General features: G+C 31.4%; 15 protein-coding genes. 11 read left to right on the top strand and 4 right to left on the bottom strand.

What is annotated here, in order from left to right; genetic code table 11:
- The first annotated feature begins 81 nt into the window (after nt 1-81).
- Entirely contained in the window at nt 82-924 is an 843-nt protein-coding gene (locus tag FNB79_RS08140) for a glycosyltransferase (protein ID WP_143380844.1), read from the top strand.
- Here FNB79_RS08140 and FNB79_RS08135 read toward each other — a convergent pair.
- On the bottom strand, nt 921-1,679 hold the full coding sequence (locus FNB79_RS08135; RefSeq protein WP_143380843.1) for a lipopolysaccharide kinase InaA family protein: 759 nt from the start codon (nt 1,677-1,679) through the stop codon (nt 921-923). The genes FNB79_RS08140 and FNB79_RS08135 overlap by 4 nt on opposite strands.
- Nucleotides 1,680-1,782: 103 nt before the next feature.
- Between FNB79_RS08135 and FNB79_RS08130 the strand changes: the two genes are divergently transcribed.
- The 4 genes from FNB79_RS08130 to FNB79_RS08115 all read left to right on the top strand — a co-directional run bounded on the left by FNB79_RS08130 (nt 1,783) and on the right by FNB79_RS08115 (nt 5,542).
- On the top strand, nt 1,783-2,343 hold the full coding sequence (locus FNB79_RS08130) for an L-threonylcarbamoyladenylate synthase (RefSeq protein WP_143380842.1): 561 nt from the start codon (nt 1,783-1,785) through the stop codon (nt 2,341-2,343).
- Nucleotides 2,344-2,417: 74 nt separating this feature from the next.
- Nucleotides 2,418-3,848: a CCA tRNA nucleotidyltransferase gene (locus FNB79_RS08125; protein WP_143380841.1), complete on the top strand. Its 1,431-nt coding sequence runs from the start codon at nt 2,418-2,420 to the stop codon at nt 3,846-3,848.
- Between the two features lie 121 nt (nt 3,849-3,969).
- Nucleotides 3,970-4,986 carry a COX15/CtaA family protein gene (locus FNB79_RS08120; RefSeq protein ID WP_143380840.1) on the top strand — a complete coding sequence of 339 codons (1,017 nt, stop codon included), beginning with the start codon at nt 3,970-3,972 and terminating at the stop codon, nt 4,984-4,986.
- Between the two features lie 37 nt (nt 4,987-5,023).
- Nucleotides 5,024-5,542: an IS1096 element passenger TnpR family protein gene (locus FNB79_RS08115; protein WP_143380839.1), complete on the top strand. Its 519-nt coding sequence runs from the start codon at nt 5,024-5,026 to the stop codon at nt 5,540-5,542.
- Here FNB79_RS08115 and FNB79_RS08110 read toward each other — a convergent pair whose 3' ends face one another.
- A complete protein-coding gene (locus FNB79_RS08110) occupies nt 5,543-6,604 on the bottom strand; it encodes a hypothetical protein (RefSeq protein ID WP_143382585.1) in 1,062 nt (353 codons plus the stop codon).
- Between the two features lie 96 nt (nt 6,605-6,700).
- On the opposite strand from FNB79_RS08110, the gene FNB79_RS08105 reads away from it, so the two are divergent.
- The 4 genes from FNB79_RS08105 to uvrB are packed head-to-tail and all read left to right on the top strand — an operon-like array spanning nt 6,701 to nt 13,282.
- Nucleotides 6,701-7,597 carry an ABC transporter ATP-binding protein gene (locus FNB79_RS08105; protein ID WP_143380838.1) on the top strand — a complete coding sequence of 299 codons (897 nt, stop codon included), beginning with the start codon at nt 6,701-6,703 and terminating at the stop codon, nt 7,595-7,597.
- Nucleotides 7,598-7,615: 18 nt separating this feature from the next.
- Entirely contained in the window at nt 7,616-8,440 is an 825-nt protein-coding gene (locus tag FNB79_RS08100; protein ID WP_143380837.1) for an ABC transporter permease, read from the top strand.
- Between the two features lie 40 nt (nt 8,441-8,480).
- Nucleotides 8,481-11,225, top strand: a complete 2,745-nt coding sequence (locus FNB79_RS08095; RefSeq protein WP_143380836.1) for a T9SS type B sorting domain-containing protein — start codon at nt 8,481-8,483, stop codon at nt 11,223-11,225.
- 56 nt (nt 11,226-11,281) lie between these two features.
- Nucleotides 11,282-13,282, top strand: coding sequence for an excinuclease ABC subunit UvrB (uvrB, locus tag FNB79_RS08090; protein ID WP_143380835.1), 2,001 nt, complete (start codon nt 11,282-11,284; stop codon nt 13,280-13,282).
- Between the two features lie 5 nt (nt 13,283-13,287).
- Here uvrB and FNB79_RS08085 read toward each other — a convergent pair whose 3' ends face one another.
- On the bottom strand, nt 13,288-13,689 hold the full coding sequence (locus FNB79_RS08085) for a TerB family tellurite resistance protein (protein WP_143380834.1): 402 nt from the start codon (nt 13,687-13,689) through the stop codon (nt 13,288-13,290).
- Nucleotides 13,690-14,054: 365 nt separating this feature from the next.
- Between FNB79_RS08085 and FNB79_RS08080 the strand changes: the two genes are divergently transcribed.
- Entirely contained in the window at nt 14,055-14,405 is a 351-nt protein-coding gene (locus FNB79_RS08080) for a DUF1456 family protein (protein ID WP_143380833.1), read from the top strand.
- A 44-nt stretch (nt 14,406-14,449) separates the two neighbouring features.
- Here the strand turns inward: FNB79_RS08080 and sucC are convergent, their stop codons facing one another.
- A complete protein-coding gene (sucC, locus tag FNB79_RS08075) occupies nt 14,450-15,640 on the bottom strand; it encodes an ADP-forming succinate--CoA ligase subunit beta (protein ID WP_143380832.1) in 1,191 nt (396 codons plus the stop codon).
- A 178-nt stretch (nt 15,641-15,818) separates the two neighbouring features.
- Here sucC and lysA point away from each other — a divergent pair, with 178 nt between their 5' ends.
- On the top strand, nt 15,819-17,024 hold the full coding sequence (lysA, locus tag FNB79_RS08070; protein ID WP_143380831.1) for a diaminopimelate decarboxylase: 1,206 nt from the start codon (nt 15,819-15,821) through the stop codon (nt 17,022-17,024).
- Nucleotides 17,025-17,034: the final 10 nt, after the last annotated feature.

The raw sequence follows: 17,034 nt of genomic DNA, 5'->3' as shown, positions 1-17,034 counted from the left end.
TAACTATTAAATAATTTAAATTTTACTTCATTTATATATAACCTTGTTAAGTTTTATATTTTTATTAAAATCTTATATCTAATGTTCGAGCATTTTATAATTACACGTTTTAATTTAAGAAAAGAAGAGTGGCAAACAAATAAAAACAATATTGATGTTTTAACAGATGAGTGGCACCGTAACCGTTTTAAACTTTTCACAGAATTTTGTGTACCCTGTATAGCTAACCAAACCAATAAAAACTTTACGTGGTTGGTATATTTTGACAGCTCTACAAAACAAGAATTTAGAACTATAATTTCGGAAATTGCAGCACAATTGCCAAATTTTAAACCTTTTTATATTGAAGGGATGCCCGCCTTCCTACCTGAAATAGAAAAAGAAATTAGTAAATGTAAAACAGAGTATATAATTACTTCTAGATTAGATAATGATGATTGTACAGCAAATAATTATGTAGAAAGTATTCAAAATAAATTTAACAATCAAGACTTCTTAGCTTTAGATTTTATTAAGGGCTATACGTTACAAATATCGCCTTCATACCGCTTAGGAAATAGGCTACAGCTATTTAATCCCTTCTTGTCTTTAATAGAAAAAAACGAGAAGCCAATTACCATTTGGAACTCAAAAAAACACGGCGATTGGAAACGGGTAAAAAAACTTAAACAAATTAAAGATGAATACATCTGGGCTTCTATTATACACTATGAAAACAAGACAAACAGATTTAGAGGCTTTGGTAAAGTTAATTTAGAACTTTTTTTAGAAACATTTAATTTTTCTGAAGACATTAAAAAAACAATTAGGATAGAGCTAGAACCAAATAATAAATGGCGCGTTATTAGCTTTAAAAATAAATTTAATTCTATATGGAAATATTATTATAAAAAAATTAAAAGAAAAATCAGATTCTATGACTAGGCTTTCCAGAATCTTAATTTTTTCTTTAAAGCTTTCTTTTGTGTAGATTTATCTTGAAAAGCTTTAGTTTCTTGCCACATTAATGAATATACAGTATTAAAATCTTCGCCTGAGAGTTTTGCATATTCATCACTCATTGTTTTTACCATAGATTTATGAGTTGTTAATCTGGAAAAATTCTTAATACGCTCTTCAAAACTCATAGGTTTAAACTCCATCCTATTCAGGTCTACTAAATAAAAGTGATAGGCATCACCTTCCTTTTTAATTAGAGTGTTTCCTGGAGAATGATCTAAAAACTTAATATTACGCTCATGAAGTGTAAAAGTAAAACGTGTAAACGCCCTTAAAATTCTATCGTGCTCAGGATAATTTAAATCTCGAGTAAGTTCTCTATAAGTCAAGTCACAATCTAACTGCGTACTAATATAATAACTCTTTTTAAACAAAAATAGAGAAGTAAATTCATAATATCCAATTGGTTCAGGAGTTTGTATTCCTAAATCTATAAGCTTAGAAGCATACTCATAAGAACGCTGAGCTTTGCTCTTTCTAAAAAATTTATAGGCAATTTGATTAACAATATTAGGAACTTTAAACGATTTTATATTAATTGTCTGAGCTCCCAACTTAAAGAGTCTTAGAGAATTTCGTTTTTGGTTACCAAAATTTTCGCCTTTAGTATCATAATTTATAATACAGTCGGTTAAAAAATCTTGTACATCTAAATAGTTTGTATTTACCACATATTTCATCTTACAAAATTACAATTACTTTTTTGCTTTTAACAACATTTGATTCGTATTTAAAATTGTTTTGGTTACTTTGTATTTTAAAATTTATCGCTAATTAAAATTTATGAATACAGAAATAAAAAATGCAGTAGCTACGCTAAAAGCAGGCGGACTCATACTCTACCCTACAGATACCGTTTGGGGAATTGGTTGTGACGCATCTAATCCAGAAGCTGTAAAAAAAATATTTCAACTTAAAAATCGTGAAGATAGCAAAGCCTTAATTTGTTTAGTTGCAGATGATAGAATGCTAAAAAAATATGTAAAAAAAATACCTGACGCAGCTTATAGTATTTTCGATATTCACGAAGAACCAATTACTATTATTTACGACGAGCCCCAAAACCTTGCTCAAAATTTAATAGCCGAAGACAACACTATAGCCATTCGTATTCCTGACGATGAGTTTTGTTTTCAATTATTAAGACGGTTTAATGGTGCTATAGTCTCGACATCTGCAAACATAAGTGGTAACATAACTCCAAAATCATATAAAGAAATAGCTCCCGATATTTTAAAAGGTGTAGACTATGTCGTAAATTTGCACCACGAAAAAAAGAACACAAAACCATCGTCTATTATTAAATTAAGTAACAATGGGATTGTGAAAGTTATACGAAAGTAACACCTCAAATTTCAAGCACCAAATCTCGAACTACATATGTTGGAATTTGGGATTTGTAAATTGAAATTTTATAAATGAATTACAAAGCAGCATTACAGAACCCCATATTTAAAATTATTTCGCAATCTGCCAAAACACTACAATTAGATAGTTACGTTATTGGTGGGTTTGTTCGCGATTTTATTTTAGAACGTGGTTCTGCAAAAGACATAGACGTTGTAGCTATTGGTAGCGGTATAGCACTCGCTAAAGAAGTGGCTAAAAATTTACCAAATAAACCTCAAGTACAAGTTTTTAAAACATATGGCACTGCCATGTTGCGTTATAATGATATTGAAATTGAATTTGTTGGCGCACGCAAAGAATCTTATAACGAAAATAGTAGAAACCCTGTTGTAGAAGACGGTACATTAGAAGACGACCAAAATCGTCGTGATTTTACAATTAATGCACTCGCTTTAGATTTACACGAGGACCGCTTTGGAAATCTTTTAGACCCATTTAATGGGATTGAAGATTTAGACAAAAACATAATTCGTACCCCTCTTAATCCAGATATTACTTATAGCGACGACCCATTACGTATGATGCGTGCTATTAGATTTGCAACCCAACTAAACTTTGAAATTGAAGCAGAATCGCTAAATGCCATCACAAAAAATAGTCATCGTTTAGAAATCATTACTAAAGAACGTATTGTAGTAGAATTAAATAAAATACTTGAAAGTAAAGTACCTTCTATAGGATTTTTATTACTAGAACAAACTAAACTTTTAAACTATATTTTACCCGAACTTACAGCTTTAAAAGGAATTGATGAAGTAGAAGGACAGCGGCACAAAGATAATTTTTATCACACCTTAGAAGTTGTAGATAATATTGCAGAACACACTGATAATGTCTGGCTGCGTTGGGCTGCATTATTGCATGATATAGGGAAAGCACCTACTAAAAAATTCAGTAAAAAAGTAGGCTGGACCTTTCATGGTCATGAATTTGAAGGTTCTAAAATGGTATATCGCTTATTTAAGCGTTTAAAGATGCCCCTGAACGATAAGATGAAATTTGTTCAGAAAATGGTACTCATGAGCTCGCGTCCAATTGTATTAGCTCAAGACATTGTTACAGACTCTGCTGTTAGACGATTAATTTTTGATGCTGGAGATGCTGTTGAAGATTTAATGACGTTATGTGAAGCAGACATAACTACTAAAAATCCTAAAAAGTTTAAGAAATATCACAATAATTTTAAAATTGTTAGAGATAAAATTGTTGAAGTTGAAGCTCGAGATCATGTACGTAATTTTCAGCCTCCAATTTCTGGAGAAGAAATTATGGACACGTTTAATTTAAAACCCTCTCGAGAAATCGGAATTATAAAGGATGTAATTAAAGAAGCTATTTTAGAAGGAGAGATTCCTAATGAATATGAAGCAGCTTTTAAACTCATGTTAAAAACAGGACAAAAGTTAGGCTTAGAACCTAACAAAAAAACAGAAAGCTAAACTTTAAAAGTGTGCCTTAAAATTGAAAACCAATAGTTTAATTACACAAATTAAACGTACATATTAATAATCCTGTAACTCTGGAATCTCTGATTCTGTGTCCCTTTTTAAAGCAAAAAAGATGAAAACAAAAGACAATAAAAACGTAATTTACTGGTTGTTTACTGGGTGTTTTTTAATTTTTATTATGGTTATCGTTGGTGGTATAACACGCCTTACAGACTCTGGACTTTCAATTTCAAATTATAAATTAATTACAGGAACCATCCCCCCAATTGGAGAAACAGAATGGCAAGACGCTTTTAAATTATACCAACAACATCCAGAGTTTAAACATTACAATTCTCATTTTACCCTAAGCGATTTTAAAAGTATTTATTTTTGGGAATGGTTACACCGACTTATAGGTCGTGTAATTGGTCTGGTGTTTTTCTTCCCATTTTTATATTTTTTAATTACAAAACAACTTACAACTTCAACCATAAAAAAAAGTATTATCTTATTAGGTTTAGGTGCTTTCCAAGGATTTTTAGGCTGGTATATGGTAAAAAGTGGTTTGGTAGATATGCCAGATGTAAGTCACTTTAGATTAGCAGCACACTTAACCGCAGCTTTTTTAACTTTTGCAGCTACACTTTGGGTCGCATTAGATTTAATTTACCCCAATAAAAAAATTATAAATAAAACATATAGAAATCTAATAATAGGCACCTATATTATATTATTAATTCAAATAATTTATGGTGCATTTATAGCCGGTTTAAAAGCAGGGTTATTACATAATCATTGGCCTTTAATGAACGAAGGAAAATTTATACATCCAAGTGTGTATGCCTACGATTCTTTCACTGCTAATATTTTAGAAAACCCAAGTGGTATCCAATTTGTTCACAGAATGCTTGCAATTGTTGTAGTATCTTTAATAGTCTTATTATGGTATAAATCTAGAGCGTTACAATTAACTATTAATCAGAAAAAAGCTATTAAAGCAATACTTATATTAGTTGTATTTCAATTTTTACTAGGCGTATTTACATTGCTTTTATACGTTCCAGTATGGTTAGGCGTATTACACCAAGTGGGTGCATTTTTCTTATTAACAGCCATGACATTTATGCTACATCGCTTTAGCAAGTAATCATAAAAATAGTATATTTGACCTTTAATTTTTCAGCATGATTTATAGATTCAGAATAATATTAGACAACGATACAGAAGAGGATGTTTTTCGCGATTTAGAAATTCGTAAAGACGATACCTTAGAAGATTTACACAATATTATTACACAAGCTTTCGGGTTTGATGGTAATGAAATGGCATCATTTTATCTAAGTGATGATGAATGGAATCAGGGTGAAGAGTTCTCTTTATTTGATTTAAGTGATGGTTTAGAGTCTGTACGCTTAATGAATTCTATAACTTTAGATAGCATTTTAAACAGCGAACAAACTAAACTAATTTATGTTTACGATTTCTTTAATATGTGGACCTTTTTTGTTGAATTAGCTGAAATAGTAGACGAAGTAGAAGGTGTAGATTACCCCAACTTGATGTTTGTACATGGCCAAATTCCAGACGAAGTACCAGAAAGAAACTTTGAAGCCGAAGATGATTTAGAAGACTACGACGAGTTTGATGATGACTTTGATTTAAACGATTATGACAATTTAGATTTTGACGAAAACTGGAATTAATTACATGAGTTTTTTCATGTTTACATCTTCATAATTTCGTTTTACAAAGTCTAAACCATGCTTTAATATTTCCCCCATAGAGTTACTATGTCTAAAATTCATATCTAACGTATAGTTATAAATTATAGACCCTAATTGCTCTACATTTTCTTTAGAAGAAATTTCATCATCTATCATACAATCTATTAACTTGTTAAGACGTTTTTTATAACTAATCACACGTTTAGCAATAATAGAACGTTCTTCAACTTTATATTGATCTATAGAAGTATCACTAATTTTCTCTTTTACCAGTTTTACCATAGTCTGGTTTTCTTTAAAAAACTGCGGTCTATAAATATTAAATTTACCTTCATAACATTGCTGATCAAAATCTATAGCACGTACTTTATATACAATCTGATCAAAATCGTGTGTTGGTATTACCACATAATTATAAGAACGCATATCGCCTAACAAACGAATCATACAACGTTCATTAAACTTAACAAACTCTTTTGCTATCTGTGATTTTTCTGAAGATGTACAATTAGGCAGCATGTCTTTAATAAACACATCACCAGGTATACCCGCAATATGCTCTTCAATTAAAGTATTTTTATAAACTAAAAAGTTAAGGCTATTAGGCGACAACATATGCTCTAATTCTAAACCATATACACGAGAAGCATCGGCTTTTTTAATATAAAAATGAGTATAATTATCATTTAAAATATTACGAACTTTTATACGAAATGGCTGAGAATTTCCAAACGTGCAAAAATCTATAGAATCTACACTTAAAAATTGAAATATCTTATCGTTCCCATCAGACACCAAATTGGAGTATACACGTTTTAAAGACAAATCAATTTCTTCGCGCTCGTAGTCATTATAATACACCCTAAGCCAAAGGGTATCCTCGTCATCTTTATCGTATACCGTTATAGCCCCTTGAAAACGTAATAAATCTTCATAGAAAATAGGCAATTCAATGTTTCTATTATACTCCGATAAATACCGATCTAATTTTTCAGTAATTGGGAATGAGGGTTTCTTTTTTGATATCTTTAAATCATCCATAAACACAAAATTACTCAATTTTAAGCTTTTATTTAGTTGCTTGTAACAAATTTTACGGATATTCGTCTTACTACTATAACCACAAAACCATCTATTTTGGCAGACATACTCACAATTAATAACCTTACAAAAAAATTTGGTCCACTCACGGCTGTTAATAATTTATCATTTACCATTAAAAAAGGAAATGTATACGGCATTCTAGGACCTAACGGTAGCGGAAAATCAACCACATTAGGTATTGTTTTAAATGTTGTTAATAAAACATCAGGCGATTTTAGTTGGTTCGACGGAAGTATTTCTACACATAACGCCTTAAAAAAAGTAGGTGCAATCATAGAACGGCCCAACTTTTATCCCTACATGACCGCATACCAGAATTTAAAACTCGTATGTAAAATTAAAGGCATAACGCTTAATAAAATTGAAGAAAAATTAGAAGTTGTAGGTTTGTTGGATAGAAAAAATAGCAAATTTCAAAGCTTTTCTTTAGGGATGAAACAACGCTTAGCCATTGCTTCTGCACTTTTAAACGATCCTGAAATACTAATTTTAGACGAGCCAACAAATGGATTAGACCCGCAAGGTATCCATCAAATTAGAGAAATAATTAAACAAATTGCCCAAAATGGAACGACTATTTTATTAGCTTCTCACCTCTTAGATGAAGTTGAAAAAGTATGTTCACATGTGGTTGTTTTAAGAAAAGGGGTAAAATTATACTCTGGCCGTGTAGATACAATGATAGCAAGTCATGGCTTTTTTGAATTAAAATCTGATAATGAAACCGCGCTTAGAACATTTATAGAATCTAACAACCTTTTTGGTGCAATTACAGAAGACCAAGGCATTTTAAGAGTTTTATTAAATGAACCCTTAGATGCTCTAGAATTAAATAAACTTTTATTTGAAAAAGGTATTATTCTTTCTCATTTAGTAAAGCGCAAACAAAGCTTAGAAGAGCAATTTTTACAATTAACAGACAACCAATAAGCCACAAAAATCAAAACTATGTTAAGACTTTTAAATTTAGAACTACAAAAACTGTTACTTAATCGTGCCAGTAAAGTATTGATTTTTATCTCTTTTATTTTACCATTTACAGTGCTAATTTTATCTTCTATAAAAATTAACTTCTTTGGTTTATTTACATTAGAATTAGGAGAATTAGGTATTTTTAATTTTCCAATTATCTGGCATATTACCACATTTTTTGCCTCACAATTTAAATTTTTCTTTGCTATAGTTGTAGTAAGTATGATTGGTAATGAGTACAGCAACAAAACAATTAAGCAAAATTTAATTGACGGATTAAGTAAAAAAGAATTTATTTTATCTAAATTTTACACTATAGTATTCTTCTCTTTAATAGCCACAATCTTAATCGGGATTGCTACATTTTGTATAGGTTTATATTACTCTAGTTATACAGAAATAAGTATTATTTTTAGAGAAACACAATTCTTATTGGCCTACTTTGTAAAATTGGTTGGCTTTTTTAGTCTATGCTTATTTTTAGCAATGCTAGTGAAACGATCGGCTTTTGCTCTTGGTGCTCTTTTTGTATTATATATTGTTGAGTGGATTGGTTTTGGTCTTATCGCATGGCAAGCAGGTGGAGATCTTGCTGAAAAAATCCAAGGATTTTTCCCTCTAAAATCAATGTATAACCTTATTAAACAACCATTTCAGCGTGTTATGATGACTAAATTTCCTGAGAAAACAGACATGATTTATGATTATGCTGTACATAGTTCAGACCTGTTTATTGTATTAATTTGGACTGCTATTTTCGTCTTTTTATCTCATAAATTATTAATGAAAAGAGATTTATAATATATTAGAGGTTTAATAATAGCCTTGTTCTCCCTAATACATGAAATACACCTTAACCGTTCTTACAATTTTATTGCATGGTTTCCTTTTTGCTCAATACGAAGCAGCCAATTGGTATTTTGGCGAAAATGCAGGAATACATTTTAACTCTAATACAGGTGAAGTTACTGCACTTTTAGATGGAAGAATAGATACCTACGAAGGCTCATCGTCTATATCTGATGAAAATGGGAACCTTTTATTTTATACAGATGGAACTACTGTATACAATAAAAATCATCAAATTATGGAAAGTGGTTTATTTGGTAATTCCTCTAGTACACAGTCGGCTATTGTTGTACCTTTTCCAGGAGACGAAAACAATCATTTATTTTATATTTTTACTGTAGACACTATTGAAAGTTCTGGAGATACGAGTCAAGGCTTTAATTACTCCATAGTAGACATGACAAAAAATGGAGGTTTAGGCAGTGTTATCAGTAAAAACAAAAATTTACTAGCCTACAGTTCTGAAAAATTAAGTGCCATTGTAAAAGATTGCGAAACTCAATCTATTTGGGTTATAACCTTATCTACTGCATCTGGGCAAAATGATAATTTAGCGTTTAATACGTTTTATGCCTATTCAATTACTGCAGACTCCATTAATACTGTTCCAGTAAAATCAATTATAAGTTCTACTATTACAGAACGCCGTGGTGCATTAAAATTTTCTCCTGATGGCACAAAACTAGTTAGTGCAAATGTTGGTGATGGTTTATTTTTATACGATTTTAATACCGAAACTGGTGTTGTTAGTGGGCAAAAACAAATCTTAATTCAAGGCACAACAGGCAATAGATCTTATGGAGCGGAATTCTCGCCTAACAATAAATATTTATATATCCATGCCTCGAATGACTATAATGGTTTAGATTCTTATGATTCTACCAAACACACCTCAGCGCTACTTCAATACGATTTAGATGCCGATGATATTTCAAATTCACAAGTTATTTTAGATAACAGAAATTTATTTAGAGGTGCATTACAATTGGGACCTGATGGAAGAATTTATCGTGCGCTTGCGTCTACTTACGATACCGGATTACCCTATTTAGGTGTTATAGAAAACCCTAATGCAGCAGGAACAAATGCAAGCTATAAACACAATGCTATTGATTTAGGCGGAAATAATTCCACACAAGGTTTACCTCCATTTATTCAATCCTTTTTCAATCAAAAAATTGATATTATTCATGCCAGCGACGGTATTGAAACAAGCATTTTACCCTTATGTACTGGAAAAACTTACACATTACAAGCTGATGAAATTACTAATGCAGATTACTATTGGACATTTAATGGTGAAAAATTAGAAAATCAATCTGAACCTTGGAAAATGGAAGCCAATCAAGAAGGACTCTACAAAGTGCTTATTACTCCAGACAGCGCTACAGTTTGTGAACTTTTAGAAGGAGAAGCTTATGTAACGTATTACGACATACCTGTAGCAAATCCAGCAAATAACATTACCGATATTTGTGATTTTAATAATGATGATACAGAAACAATAAATTTAACTATAAATGATAACGCTATTCTAGGCAACCAGAGCAATGAAGAGTATCAAGTTGTTTATTTTGAAACACTAGCAGATGCAGAATCTGATACTAATGCTATTGTTGCTCCTAGCAATTATCAGAATTTATTTCAAACCCAAGATATTTATGCTAGAGTAGAAAATTTAAATCACACAAGTTGTTATGATATTACTACCTTTTCTATTCAATTAATTGACACACCAACACTAGAAACACAGGATTTATCTCAATGCGATACTACCTTACCGTATAATGACGGACTTACAGTGTTTAATCTAAATACTGCTATTGTGAGTTCTGATGCAGATATTACTTTTTACGAAACTAATCCAGAAACCACAGCAGCTAGCCCAATTACCTCTAGCAATTCTTATGTAAGTACAACGAGTAATCAAATAATATATGCACGTGCCACTTACAATAAAACAGGATGTTATACAGACCAAACCTTTACATTAACCGCGCAAGACGCCCCTGTATTAACAGAAACTGCTTACTATTGTACAGGAACAGAAGTCACTTTAAATTCAGGCACTTTAAATTCAGAAATAGACAATTACACCTATCAATGGTTTATAGATGACACTGCTATTCTTGGTGCTACACAATACGAGTATACAACTTCACCGGTAGGAAATTATGAAGTTGCCATCACAGAAAAAGCCACAAAATGTGTAACCCTAAAAACATTTAACTTAGAAGAATCTGGACCAGCCACTATAACAAGTATTGAAGTAAACGATTTAAGAGATATTAATACTGTTACCGTTAAAGCTAATGGTTTAGGAAATTACGAATATGCCTTATTTAAAGACGGCATTGCTTATACTGCATACCAATCCAGTAATTATTTTACTAATGTATATCCTGGTCATTATATCGTAAAAGTTAAAGACACCAAAAATAATTGTGGAATAACAGAAGGACATGTTGATGTTTTAGGGTTTCCAAAATTTTTCACACCAAACGGAGACGGCTATCATGATACTTGGAAAATAGATAATGAATCTCAAACATTAGTTTTAAGATCTACTATCTTAATTTTTAATCGTTATGGAAAACTTGTTAAAGAATTAAGAACAACTGATGAAGGTTGGGATGGGACATTAAATGGCAGACCTTTACCCTCAGACGATTATTGGTTTACATTAACCCTAAACGATGGCAGAACTTTTAAATCACATTTTAGTTTAAAACGCTAAATAAAGGCTTTAATTTCTTTTATTTTTCTTACGTACAAATTGTGTAAATTTGTAATATGCGTTTTAAAATAAAATCAGAATTCAAGCCCACCGGAGATCAGCCTACAGCGATAAAACAATTAACGCAAGGCATAGAGTCCAACGAAAAATACCAAACCTTACTTGGTGTAACGGGTTCAGGAAAAACATTTACCGTTGCTAATGTTATTCAAGAGGTACAACGTCCTACTTTAGTTTTAGCTCATAATAAAACTTTAGCAGCACAATTGTACTCAGAATTTAAACAATTTTTTCCGGACAATGCTGTAGAATATTTTGTTTCATACTACGATTATTATCAGCCAGAAGCCTACATTCCTGTGTCTGGGACATATATTGAAAAAGATTTATCTATAAACGAAGAAATTGAAAAACTTAGATTAAGTACAACTTCGTCATTACTTTCAGGACGTCGTGATGTCTTAGTTGTAGCTTCTGTATCTTGTTTATATGGTATTGGTAACCCTGTAGAATTTCAAAAAAATGTCATTTCTTTAGAACGTGACCAAGTGATTTCTCGCACTAAATTATTACACCGTTTAGTGCAAAGTTTGTACTCCAGAACAGAAGCAGATTTTAATCACGGGAATTTTAGAATTAAAGGAGATACTGTAGACATTTTTCCTAGTTATGCTGATGATGCATTCCGGATTCATTTTTTTGGTGATGAAATTGAAGAAATTGAAAGCTTTAACATACAAACCAATGAAATTATTGAAACGTACGATAGACTTACAATTTACCCTGCAAATATGTTTGTTACGTCTCCAGATGTACTACAAAATGCTATAAAAGATATTCAAGATGATTTAGTTAAACAACACGATTATTTTAAAGACATTGGGAAGCATTTAGAAGCCAAACGCTTAAAAGAGCGTACAGAATTTGATTTAGAAATGATACGAGAATTGGGGTATTGCTCTGGAATTGAAAACTACTCTAGATACTTAGACGGAAGACAACCAGGAACGCGACCATTCTGCTTATTAGATTATTTTCCAAATGATTATTTAATGGTTGTAGACGAGAGTCACGTAACCATCTCACAAGTACATGCCATGTACGGCGGCGATAGAAGCAGAAAAGAAAATTTAGTAGATTACGGTTTTAGATTACCCGCTGCTATGGATAACCGTCCACTTAAGTTTGAAGAGTTTGAAGCACTTCAAAACCAAGTTATTTATGTAAGTGCCACACCAGCAGATTACGAATTACAAAAGAGTGATGGTATTTATGTAGAGCAAGTTATTCGTCCAACAGGATTACTAGACCCTATTATTGAAGTTCGCCCAAGTTTAAACCAAATAGATGATTTAATTGAAGAAATACAACTTCGTATAGAAAAAGACGAACGAACGCTGGTTACAACTCTTACCAAACGTATGGCAGAGGAACTTACAAAATATCTAGACCGCATTCAAATTCGTTGTCGTTACATACACAGTGATGTAGATACGTTAGAACGGGTAGAAATTATGCAAGATTTGCGTAAAGGTTTGTTTGATGTTTTAGTAGGTGTTAACTTATTACGTGAAGGATTAGACCTACCAGAAGTTTCTTTAGTAGCCATTTTAGATGCAGATAAAGAAGGTTTCTTACGCTCGGCAAGATCTTTAACACAAACTGTAGGACGTGCTGCTAGAAATTTAAATGGTAAAGCTATTATGTATGCAGATAACATAACTAAGAGCATGCAAAAAACTATAGACGAAACCGAATACAGACGAGAAAAACAAATTAATTACAACACCACTCATAATTTGGTTCCAACGGCACTAAACAAAAGTTTAGATAGTGCTTTAGCAAAAAATTCGGTTAGTACATATAGTTACGAACTAGAGGCTTTAAAAGCTGCCGAACCAGAAAGTGAGTATTTAACGAAACCTCAATTAGAAAAAAATATTAGAGATCGCAGAAAATTAATGGAAGCTGCAGCTAAAGAATTAGACTTTATGCAAGCCGCTAAATTTCGTGACGAAATTAAAAAATATCAAGAAAAACTTGACCAGTTAAAATAAACCTTTTAATTATACTGTACTTTAAATATATCTATTAAAACATCTGGTGGTACAATTTTATTTGGAAAACCATCCATTAAGTACAACACTTTATTTATACATTCATGACTTAGTCCCATGCGTAGTCCAAAATTAAAAAGCTTAATAACATCTTTTGTACTTCGCTCATTATCTAAGTTCATTAATAATACTAAACGATGAAATTGTACGATACGTTCACTATAAGATTCGATATGCTTATAAGCAATGGGATGCTTCATAAGGTAATCAAAATCTTCTCTAGAAATATCTAGTTGTTGAGATACACCTAACAGAAAATTGTACTCGATAGTTTTAATCTTGTCGTCAGTTTTTGCAAAAGCAATCATTTCCGAAAGTAAACTCAATTTTTCTACACGATTTATCATAAACGAGGGAATTAAGATTATTAATAATATAAAGTTAATTATAATAGATATTTTATAATCGTAGATATAATGTAACTTGTCGAAAAATGGCTTGTATTTAATCGGTATTTATGAACGTTCAACTGATTTAACACATTAAAAACATGACAGTTACAATAAAAATAATTGATTTTTAAACTAAATTTAACACTTAAACACATATTTTAAAACATTGACTACCAACATATTACACAAGTGGATTTTTAATTAAAAAAGCCATATAGTAGTGGTAAAAAGTAGTCCATAAATTTAAAAATGACAAAAAATCTATGAGTAGTAGATTTTTTTTAAACACCTTTGAATTAAAAAAAACAAAATAACAAAATATGACAAATAATGATGTTCTTAAAAAATTACGTGTCGCTCTTAAATTAAGAGATGATGATATTGTTAAAATTTTAGAATTGGTAGATTTTAGAATTAGTAAAAGTGAATTAGGTGCTTTTTTTAGAAGAGAAGATCACCCAAAATATATGGAGTGTGGAGATCAGATTTTAAGAAATTTCTTAAACGGCTTAGTTATTCATTTACGCGGACCACTTCCAAAGAAAGTTGCTTCTAGAAAAACAGAAGACACCAAAAAGTCTCCAAAGAAAAAATCAGAATCAAAAAAAACGCCTTCTAAAAAGGCAGATAGTAATAAAACAGAATCAAAGAAAAAAGCGTCTAACCATTAAGTTAGACGCTTTTAATATTATAAATAGTACTCTTAAGTTTAAAACTATGCTAAAACTTCTTGTACTTTATCTGCAGCTTCTTGAAATTGTGTTGCACTCATTACATCTAAACCAGAATTATCTATTAATTCTTTAGCGATATCTGCATTTGTTCCTTGTAAACGTACAATAATTGGAACATTAATATTACCCATGTTTTTATAAGCATCGATAACACCTTGAGCAACTCTGTCACAACGTACAATACCTCCAAATATATTAATAAGGATCGCTTTTACATTTGGATCTTTTAAAATAATTTTAAAAGCAGCCTCAACACGTGCAGCATCTGCAGTACCTCCCACATCTAAGAAGTTAGCTGGTTCTCCACCTGCTTGCTTAATTAAATCCATAGTAGCCATTGCTAAACCAGCACCATTAACCATACATCCTACGTTTCCGTCTAAATCTACATAGTTTAATCCTAGTTCACCTGCTTCAACTTCAATAGCACTTTCTTCACGCTTATCACGTAAAGCTAAATAGTCTTTATGTCTGTATAACGCATTATCATCAATAGTTACTTTAGCATCAACAGCAAGTATTTTATTATCGCTAGTTTTTAATACAGGATTAATTTCAAATAAAGAAGAATCAGACTTTACGTAAGCTGTATAAAGATTAGTAACAAACTTAGTCATTTCTTTAAATGCATTTCCAGATAACCCTAAATTAAAAGCAATGCGTCTTGCTTGAAACGGTAAAACTCCAACAGCAGGATCAATTTCCTCTGTAAAAATTAAATGAGGTGTTTCTTCTGCAACAGTTTCAATATCCATTCCACCTTCAGTAGAATACATAATCATATTACGTCCTGTACCACGATTTAATAACACAGACATATAATATTCTTCTGTCTCACTCTCTCCTGGGTAGTATACATCTTCTGCGATTAAAACTTGGTGTACGCGTTTACCTTCAGCAGATGTTTGAGGTGTTACTAGATCCATACCTATAATCTCACCAGCAATTTTTTCTACCTCTTGTAAATTCTTGGCTAATTTAACGCCACCACCTTTACCACGTCCACCAGCGTGAACTTGAGCCTTAACAACATACCAGCTTGTTTCTGTTTCTGCTGTTAATTCTTTTGCTACTTCAACTGCTTCTTGAGCATTTTGTGCTACTTTACCGCGTTGAATACGTACGCCAAAACTATTTAAAATTTCTTTTCCTTGATATTCGTGTAAGTTCATTAGATTTTAATTTATTGCCTCACAAATGTAAACAACCATTATCTTTTAACCAATATTTTTTAGCATCTAATACATTATATTATTAATACGCTATTCTTTTCTTTGTTTTTTTGACAAATAATAGGTCTCAAACTGATAAAAACTTTATAGATTTGCGGCGAATTTAATTTATCATAAAATGAATAATAACACTTTATTAAAAATTGCAAGCGACTTTGGAAGTCCGGTGTATGTGTATGACTCTGAAAAAATAGAGACACAATATAAACGTTTAACTTCTGCTTTTAATAAGGTGAAACAGCTAAAGGTTAATTATGCAGTTAAAGCATTATCTAACCTTACTATCTTAAAATTAATGAAAAATCTTGGAGCAGGACTTGATACGGTCTCTATTCAAGAAGTTCAATTAGGATTAAAAGCTGGCTTTTCTGCAGATCAAATTATCTTTACTCCTAACGGTGTATCTTTAGAAGAGATTGAAGAAGCTTCTAAATTAGGCGTACAAATAAATATAGACAACCTTTCTATTTTAGAACAATTTGGGACAAAACACCCAAAAATACCAGTATGTATTCGTATTAACCCGCATGTTATGGCTGGAGGAAATGCTAACATATCTGTAGGCCATATCGATTCTAAATTTGGAATTTCTGTACATCAAATTCCTCATATCTTAAGAATTGTAGAAAATACAGGTATGCATATAAACGGGATTCATATGCATACAGGAAGTGATATTTTAGATATTGATGTCTTTTTATATGCTAGCGAAATTTTATTTGATACAGCTAAACATTTTAAAGATTTAGAGTTTTTAGATTTTGGTTCTGGTTTTAAAGTCCCATACTCTAAGGGAGATATTGAAACAAATATTGAAGAATTTGGCACTAAACTTTCTAAACGTTTTAATGAATTCTGTAAAGAATACGGAAAGGAATTAACCTTAGGTTTCGAACCAGGAAAATTTTTAGTGAGTGAATCTGGAGTGTTTTTAGCTAAAGTAAATGCTGTAAAACAAACAACATCTACAGTATTTGCACAGATAGACTCTGGTTTTAACCATTTAATTCGTCCGATGTTTTACGGATCTCAACATGTTATTACAAACATTTCAAACCCGAAAGGTCGCGAGCGTTTTTACTCTGTTGTAGGTTATATTTGTGAAACCGATACTTTTGCTAACAACCGTAGAATTAATGAAATTACAGAAGGAGATGTCCTTGCATTCCAAAATGCAGGAGCCTATTGTTACTCTATGGCTTCAAACTATAATTCACGTTTTCGACCTGCTGAAGTACTTTGGCATAAAGACAAAGCCTTATTAATTAGGGAGCGTGAAACCTTTGAAGATATTATTAGAAACCAAGTAGAAGTTACTTTATAAAATAAAAGCG

The sequence above is a fragment of the Formosa sediminum genome (assembly GCF_007197735.1).
Classification (GTDB): Bacteria; Bacteroidota; Bacteroidia; order Flavobacteriales; family Flavobacteriaceae; genus Formosa; species Formosa sediminum.
The sequence above is the reverse complement of the archived record's forward strand: the minus strand, read 5'-3'. Positions and strand labels throughout refer to the sequence as shown.

Coding starts and splice junctions, on each gene's coding strand:
- FNB79_RS08095 (WP_143380836.1), top strand. CDS start 8,481: ATGAAATACACCTTAACCGTTCTTACAATTTTATTGCATGGTTTCCTT.
- FNB79_RS08080 (WP_143380833.1), top strand. CDS start 14,055: ATGACAAATAATGATGTTCTTAAAAAATTACGTGTCGCTCTTAAATTA.
- sucC (WP_143380832.1), bottom strand. CDS start 15,640: ATGAACTTACACGAATATCAAGGAAAAGAAATTTTAAATAGTTTTGGC.
- FNB79_RS08110 (WP_143382585.1), bottom strand. CDS start 6,604: ATGGATGATTTAAAGATATCAAAAAAGAAACCCTCATTCCCAATTACT.
- FNB79_RS08100 (WP_143380837.1), top strand. CDS start 7,616: ATGTTAAGACTTTTAAATTTAGAACTACAAAAACTGTTACTTAATCGT.
- uvrB (WP_143380835.1), top strand. CDS start 11,282: ATGCGTTTTAAAATAAAATCAGAATTCAAGCCCACCGGAGATCAGCCT.
- FNB79_RS08135 (WP_143380843.1), bottom strand. CDS start 1,679: ATGAAATATGTGGTAAATACAAACTATTTAGATGTACAAGATTTTTTA.
- FNB79_RS08130 (WP_143380842.1), top strand. CDS start 1,783: ATGAATACAGAAATAAAAAATGCAGTAGCTACGCTAAAAGCAGGCGGA.
- FNB79_RS08115 (WP_143380839.1), top strand. CDS start 5,024: ATGATTTATAGATTCAGAATAATATTAGACAACGATACAGAAGAGGAT.
- lysA (WP_143380831.1), top strand. CDS start 15,819: ATGAATAATAACACTTTATTAAAAATTGCAAGCGACTTTGGAAGTCCG.
- FNB79_RS08125 (WP_143380841.1), top strand. CDS start 2,418: ATGAATTACAAAGCAGCATTACAGAACCCCATATTTAAAATTATTTCG.
- FNB79_RS08085 (WP_143380834.1), bottom strand. CDS start 13,689: ATGATAAATCGTGTAGAAAAATTGAGTTTACTTTCGGAAATGATTGCT.
- FNB79_RS08140 (WP_143380844.1), top strand. CDS start 82: ATGTTCGAGCATTTTATAATTACACGTTTTAATTTAAGAAAAGAAGAG.
- FNB79_RS08120 (WP_143380840.1), top strand. CDS start 3,970: ATGAAAACAAAAGACAATAAAAACGTAATTTACTGGTTGTTTACTGGG.